Source organism: Variovorax gracilis, from assembly GCF_030317115.1.
Classification (GTDB): Bacteria; Pseudomonadota; Gammaproteobacteria; order Burkholderiales; family Burkholderiaceae_C; genus Variovorax; species Variovorax gracilis.
In genome coordinates, this window is record NZ_JASZYF010000039.1 from 39688 (window position 1) to 46233 (window position 6546).

Sequence of the window (6546 nt, forward strand, 5' to 3'; positions counted from 1 at the left end):
GCAGTGGCACACCGGAAGCGTTCGGAGTACGCTCCTCGCCCGGTTTCACCGAGGAGGCGCTCATGAACAGTCAAGACAAGCCGATTCGTACGCATCTCCCGATGCGAAACACATCGAGGCCCAGGCTCATCACCTACGACGCCAAGGACCCCGACACGCACTTTCCGCCGATCGACCAGCTTCGCCCGCCCAAGGGCGCGCCCAACGTGCTGATCATCCTCATCGACGACGCCGGCTTCGGTTCGAGCAGTGCGTTCGGCGGCCCCTGCCAGACTCCGAACGCGGAGAAGCTCGCGGCGGGCGGGCTGAAGTTCAACCGCTTCCACACCACCGCGCTCTGCTCGCCGACACGCCAGGCGCTCCTGACCGGCCGCAACCACCACTCCTGCGGCATGGGCGGCATCACCGAGATCGCCACCGGCGCGCCGGGCTACAGCTCGGTCCTGCCCAACTCCATGTCGCCGCTGGCGCGGACCCTCAAGCTCAACGGCTACTCCACGGCCCAGTTCGGCAAGTGCCACGAGGTGCCGGTATGGGAGACCAGTTCGGTCGGGCCCTTCGATGCCTGGCCCACGGGCGGCGGCGGCTTCGAGTACTTCTACGGCTTCATCGGCGGCGAGGCGAACCAGTGGTATCCCACCCTGTATGAAGGGACCACGCCGGTCGAGCCGAAGAAGACGCCCGAGCAGGGATACCACCTGATGGAGGACATGACCGACAAGGCCATCGCGTGGATCGGCCAGCAGAAGGCCCTGGCACCGGACAAGCCCTTCTTCGCCTACTTCGCGCCCGGTGCGACGCACGCGCCCCACCACGTGCCGAAGGAATGGGCCGACAAGTACAAGGGCAAGTTCGACGGCGGCTGGGACCAGCTCCGCGTGGAGACCCTGGCCCGCCAGAAGGCGCTGGGCGTGGTGCCGGAAGACTGCGAGCTGACCCCGCGCCACGAGGAGATCCCGGCGTGGGACGCCATGCCGGAGGCGCTCAAGCCCATCCTGCGCCGGCAGATGGAGGTCTACGCGGGCTTCATGGAGTACACCGACCATCACGTCGGCCGCCTGCTGGATCAACTCGGGAACCTGAAGATCCTCGATGACACGCTCGTGTACTACATCGTCGGCGACAACGGCGCATCCGCCGAGGGCACGCTGAACGGCGCATACAACGAGATGGCCAACTTCAACGGCCTGGCGGCGCTGGAGACGCCCGAGTTCCTCATGGAGCGGTACGACAAGCTCGGCGGGCCGGAGTCGTACAACCACTATGCAGTGGGCTGGGCCCATGCGATGAACACGCCGTATCAGTGGACCAAGCAGGTCGCCTCCCACTGGGGCGGCACACGCAACGGCACGATCGTCCACTGGCCAAGCCACATCGAGGGCAAGGGGGAGTTGCGCTCGCAGTTCCATCACGTGATTGACATCGCGCCGACGATCCTCGAAGCGGCAGGCTTGCCCGAGCCGGCTTCGGTCAATGGCGTGGCGCAGGATCCGCTGGAAGGCGTCAGCATGCTCTACACATTCAACGACGCGAGCGCGGCGGAACGTCACGAGACGCAGTACTTCGAGATGTTCGGCAATCGCGGCATTTATCACAAGGGCTGGACCGCGGTCACCAAGCATGGGACGCCGTGGATCCTCGTAGGGCGCAAGACCGTCCCGTTCGACGACGATGTCTGGGAGCTCTACGACACCACCAAGGACTGGAGCCAGGCCAAGGATCTGTCGAAGCAGATGCCGGAGAAGCTTCACGAGTTGCAGCGCTTGTGGCTGATCGAGGCGGCGCGCTACAAGGTGCTGCCGCTGGACGACCGGGTCGTCGAGAAGATGAACCCGGACACGGCCGGACGGCCGGTGCTGATCAAGGGAACGAGCCAACTCCTGTTCGGCGGAATGGGGCGGCTGTCGGAGAACTGCGTCCTGAGCATCAAGAACAAGTCGCACTCGGTCACCGCCGAGATCGACGTGCCAGCTTCGGGCGCGCAGGGCGTGATCATCGCGCAGGGCGCGAACATCGGCGGCTGGAGCCTCTACGCCCTCAACGGCAAGCTCAAGTATTGCTACAACGTGGCGGGCGTGAACCACTACTTCGTCGAAGCCTCGGAGACGCTTCCACAAGGCGAGCACCAGGTGCGCATGGAGTTCGCGTACGCCGGCGGCGGTCTGGGCAAGGGTGGGCAGGTGACGCTGTTCGTCGACGGCAAGCAGGTCGGCGAAGGGTCCGTACCGATGACGCAGGCCATGGTGTTCTCCGCCGACGATGGCTGCGACGTGGGCCAGGACACCGGCGCACCTGTGTCACCGGACTACGGCCCCCTGGGCAACGAGTTCAACGGTCGCGTCAGGGGAGTGCTGCTCGCCATCGGCGACGCCGCGGACAGCGCGGACCACCTGGTCTCGCCCGACGAAGCGATCCGCATCGCGATGGCGCGGCAGTAGCTGCGTCGGTTGCGGCCCCGCCTCTCCGCGCTGCATCTGCGCGCTGCATCTGCGCGCTGTGCGGAGCCGCGCATCTTGCGCGTCGCTTTTGAGTCGACCGGGTGATTTCCCGGCGCCGCGCTTGCGCCATTCCAATCGAGGGATCAGAGTGCCGGTCCCACCCTCTTTCCGGAGAATCCGATGGAACTCTCGCTACGTGATGCACCGCAGCGCTTCGTCATCAGCCACCACGACGAGGCCGCCTTCAGGACCGATGGCTTGCGGGATTACTCGTCCTATCGCGACCTGGGCGTTGCAACCGCGACGAACGGGTTGGCTGAAGCCCACGTGATCCGCATGATCACGCCCTTTCGCGCGGAACTCAGCCAGCGGCATCACCACAACGTGCAGTTCCAGATGGTCTACTGCTTGAGGGGCTGGTTCGAGACGAACTTCGAAGGCATCGGGCCGCAACGCCTGGTCGCCGGATCGAGCTGGGTGCAACCCCCTGGCATTCGCCACACGGTGATCGGCTGGTCGGACGACTGCGAGCTGCTCGAAATCCTCATGCCCGCTGACCACGAGACCGTCAACGACTGAGGCTCTCCCGCGGCGTCGGCGGTCGAGCTGCCGCGATCTCCAATCAAGGCCTCAGGCCGGAATCGGCAGCGGCTCCAGCGGCGGATGCACCGACGCGAGTTGCCGGAACTCCTCCTCCCATCGCCCCTCCGGAAAATTCACGGGATCGCGTGCGGCCAGGAACGGCACGTAGTGGAAGTGGTTGATCTTGCGTGTGAGCGGCACCGGCTCCAGCGTGGCCTCGCCGCGCAGGTGCGACATGAGCGTGCGGATCATCATCGCGTAGGCCCAGGGCGCGACGCCGGTCGATTCCAGTCCCGCGGCCAGAAAGTAGAGGCCGGGCTCGGCCATCGCGAGCACGCCACAGCCGCATTGCGCGACCAGTTCCTCGTGCCGGCGGATGCCGGACAGCGCTTCATTCGCGAAGAAGCCGAGGTCGATCTCATAGCCCGTGGCCCAGAGCAGCAGATCGGCATCCACCGTCGCGCCCGTCGAGAGCGTCACGGAGCGGCCTTGAATCCGTGTCACTTCGGCGCGATGGCGCTCGATCTTCGGGAAGTTCCCGATCATTCGCCATCGCGCCGGGATCAGCTGATGACGCCCCAGATCGAATGCGCCCTCCGGCTGGATGTCCTGGAGACCGAATTTGGCATAGCGGGCGACGAGCTCCGCATGAAAGCCAACGCTGAGCTGGTCGACGCTGGCGCCCTCCATCTGGGCCTTGGCCATTCTGCGCGGGCTGCCCGCTTCGCTCTTCGGCCTGAGGCTCGGCATCATCCAGCGCGGGTGCCGGTAGGCCCAGATGACGCGGCGGGCCTCGTGCTCGAAGCACAGGTCGAGCAAGTCATAGGCGGACGCACCGCCGCCGACCACCACCACGTCGCGTCCTCGAAGATCCGACGCTTCGCGCAACTGCGATGAATGCAGCTCGCGCAATGCGACGGATTCGCGCTCGGGCTCGGGGATGAAGGGACGGTTGTGGGCGCCGGTCGCGCTGATCAGGTGCCTCGCGCGGAAAGTGTGGTCCGCCGTCTCGACGACCCATTCCCCACCGATGCGGATGGCGCGCGTGACTTCGGTGCCGAGCCGCATCGAGCTCGCCAGGCCGAAGCGGTCGACCCATGCCTGGATGTTGTCGCGGATGCTGGCCTGGTCCTCGCCGGCGATCGGCAGGTCGCCCAGGGTCCAGTCGCAACGGCCGAACTGGATGTCCTGCCACGGCGGAAGCGTCGCCCAGAGGCCGCCGACCACGGCTTGGCGCTCCAGCAGCAACGCATTCAGGCCGGCCTTGCGCGCGTAGTAGAGGCTCAGGACACCGCCGATGCCTGCGCCGATGATGAGGAGGTCCAGCGGCTCGTCGGTCGAAGGCGCTTGCGCGTTCATTCGGAGGCCGGAAAAAGCGGCGTCATGCCCGAATGGCTAGGCCTGCAGGAGCGTGCCGGGGACCGTATCCAGGTTCCAGCCGAACCGGGCGCCCGAGGTCTGTCCCAGCCAGGGGCTGCCTGCCCGTTGGTGCCCGGCAAGTGCCGTCATGCCGGCATCCATTGCCGAACTGCGAGTCGGCAGCGGGCCGCGCGAGTAATCGACGACGGAGTGGTCCTCGCCGCGCGCGCCCAGATAAACGATCGTCCAGTAGAAGTGCCCTGCGCAGGGCTGGTCCACGATCAGTTGCAGTTCCTTTGTCATCGCGGCCGCTCCTGGGTGTTGCGAAGTTAGGCATTGAACTCCCCAACGAGGGGAATGGGAAGTGACAAATTCACAGTCCGGCCTGCCGTCACATTCATTGACATTCGCGCCAGGGAGCGCCGGAGCGCATCTGCGGACCGGTTCGACCGGCACAAAACCTGCAAGACGGCTCACTTCCGGCGTGGCAGACTCCGCCGAACGCGGCACCCCGGCAGCGCCGGGGCATCTTCCCAAGCATGAAAGCGATCCGTCACCCATGGCCCTTGCCCGATCCATCCTCTTGGCGCTTGGCGCCGCGTCCGGCCTGATCGCGGTCGCTCCGTCCTCGGCGCAGGACAGCTATCCGAGCCGTCCGGTCAAGGTCATCGTCGCGCTGCCGGCAGGTGGCAGCGTGGACATGGTGGCGCGGCTGGTCAGCCAGCAATTGGCGGCCGACCTGGGGCAGCCCTTCGTGGTCGACAACAAGGCGGGCGCCTCCGGCCAGATCGGCACGCCGCTGGTGTCGCGGGCGGCACCGGACGGCTACACCATCATGGTGTCGCCCGCATCCTTCCTGACCACCAACAAGAGCATCTTCAAGACGCTGCCGTACAACCCCGAAACCGACTTCGCGCCGGTCACCAAGCTGGTCAACCAGTCCATGGTGCTGGTGGTGCGCGACAAGTCGCGGTTCGCAAGCGTGGCCGACGTGCTGGCGGCGGCCAAGGCCAATCCCGGCAAGCTGACCTACGCGTCGTCGGGCGACGGGAGCCCGCAGCATCTGGCGGGCCTCATGTTCGAGAGCCGTACCGGCGCGCGGCTGATGCACATCCCGTACAAGGGCGGCGCGCCGGCGATCACCGACCTGATGGGCGGCGTCGTGGACATGGTGTTCGCGCCGTTGCCGGAGGCCCTGCCGCATATCAAGGCCGGCAAGCTGCACCCGGTCGGCGTGTTGAGCGAGAAGCGATCGGTTTCGGCGCCGGACATCCCGACGCTGCGCGAAGGCGGCGTCGACAACGTGGTGCTGTCGGCATGGATCGGACTGCTGGCACCAGCCAAGACTCCGCAACCGATCCTGGATCGGCTCGACAAGTCCGTGAAGACCTTGCTTCGCGGCGACGTCAAGGCCCGGCTGCTGGAGGTGGGCATGGAGCCGGCGATCGACGACACCAAGCCCCTCGGGCAGGTCATCGCGGAGGAGACCCGCATCCATGCCGAGCTGGTGAAAGCCGCCGGGCTGGTGCCGCAATAGCGACGAGTTCTGGACGGAGCGTCCCCGCCGGTCGGGCCATGCGATGGCCTCTTCGGGTCTCGGCTGCGGATGCGTGATCCGGTGAAGCCGCAAGACGTTTCGCCTTCAGCGTGGCAGACTTGCGGCCCGCGCTCCCCCCAATGCCTTGCTCGAGGAAGCTCATGAACAAGTCGATCCTTGCGGTGGTTCTCTGCGGTGCGTCGTCCGGCGCACTGGCCTTCGACGACTTCGAAGGAAAGTACGTGAATGGCGCAGTCACCATCGAATGGCGTGCCGGTGGGCGTTTGGGCAACGAGTTCGTGTCCAGTCTTTGTCCCGACAAGAAGTTCCGCCCCCGGGCCCGCCCGAGCCATTCGCATACGGGCAAGGACTACGCGATCAAGTCCGACTTCGAGTTTTCCAGGCTCGACGTCACCGGCGCCAACAAGTGCCTGCCGAAGGGCACTTATCAGCGCGTGCCGTGACACGCCTCTTCGGCCGAGGGCTCAACCGGCGAACGTGTAGGCCGTCTTCACGACAGTGAAGAACTCCTGGGCGTACCTGCCCTGCTCGCGCGGGCCGTAGCTCGATCCCTTGCGGCCGCCGAAGGGCACGTGGTAGTCCACCCCCGCCGTCGGCAGGTTCACCATC

The 6546-nt window shown here is 66.2% G+C and carries 7 protein-coding genes; 4 read left to right on the plus strand and 3 right to left on the minus strand.

Annotated features, from left to right (window positions below):
- Positions 1–62: 62 nt before the first annotated feature.
- On the plus strand, positions 63–2438 hold the full coding sequence (locus tag QTH97_RS33225; protein WP_286572855.1) for an arylsulfatase: 2376 nt from the start codon (positions 63–65) through the stop codon (positions 2436–2438).
- 180 nt (positions 2439–2618) lie between these two features.
- Positions 2619–3017, plus strand: a complete 399-nt coding sequence (locus QTH97_RS33230) for a cupin domain-containing protein (protein WP_286572856.1) — start codon at positions 2619–2621, stop codon at positions 3015–3017.
- A gap of 51 nt (positions 3018–3068) precedes the next feature.
- Here QTH97_RS33230 and QTH97_RS33235 read toward each other — a convergent pair whose 3' ends face one another.
- Entirely contained in the window at positions 3069–4379 is a 1311-nt protein-coding gene (locus QTH97_RS33235) for an NAD(P)-binding domain-containing protein (protein WP_286572857.1), read from the minus strand.
- Positions 4380–4415: 36 nt separating this feature from the next.
- Positions 4416–4682, minus strand: a complete 267-nt coding sequence (locus QTH97_RS33240) for a hypothetical protein (RefSeq protein ID WP_286572858.1) — start codon at positions 4680–4682, stop codon at positions 4416–4418.
- A 256-nt stretch (positions 4683–4938) separates the two neighbouring features.
- Here QTH97_RS33240 and QTH97_RS33245 point away from each other — a divergent pair, with 256 nt between their 5' ends.
- Together QTH97_RS33245 and QTH97_RS33250 are read left to right on the plus strand one after the other, a co-directional pair.
- Positions 4939–5916 (plus strand): Bug family tripartite tricarboxylate transporter substrate binding protein, encoded by a 978-nt coding sequence (locus QTH97_RS33245; protein WP_286572859.1) that lies wholly within the window; start codon positions 4939–4941, stop codon positions 5914–5916.
- 161 nt (positions 5917–6077) lie between these two features.
- Positions 6078–6380 carry a hypothetical protein gene (locus QTH97_RS33250; protein WP_286572860.1) on the plus strand — a complete coding sequence of 101 codons (303 nt, stop codon included), beginning with the start codon at positions 6078–6080 and terminating at the stop codon, positions 6378–6380.
- A gap of 21 nt (positions 6381–6401) precedes the next feature.
- Here QTH97_RS33250 and QTH97_RS33255 read toward each other — a convergent pair.
- A partial coding sequence (locus QTH97_RS33255) for an aldehyde dehydrogenase family protein (protein ID WP_286572862.1) occupies positions 6402–6546 on the minus strand: 145 nt, incomplete at its 5' end.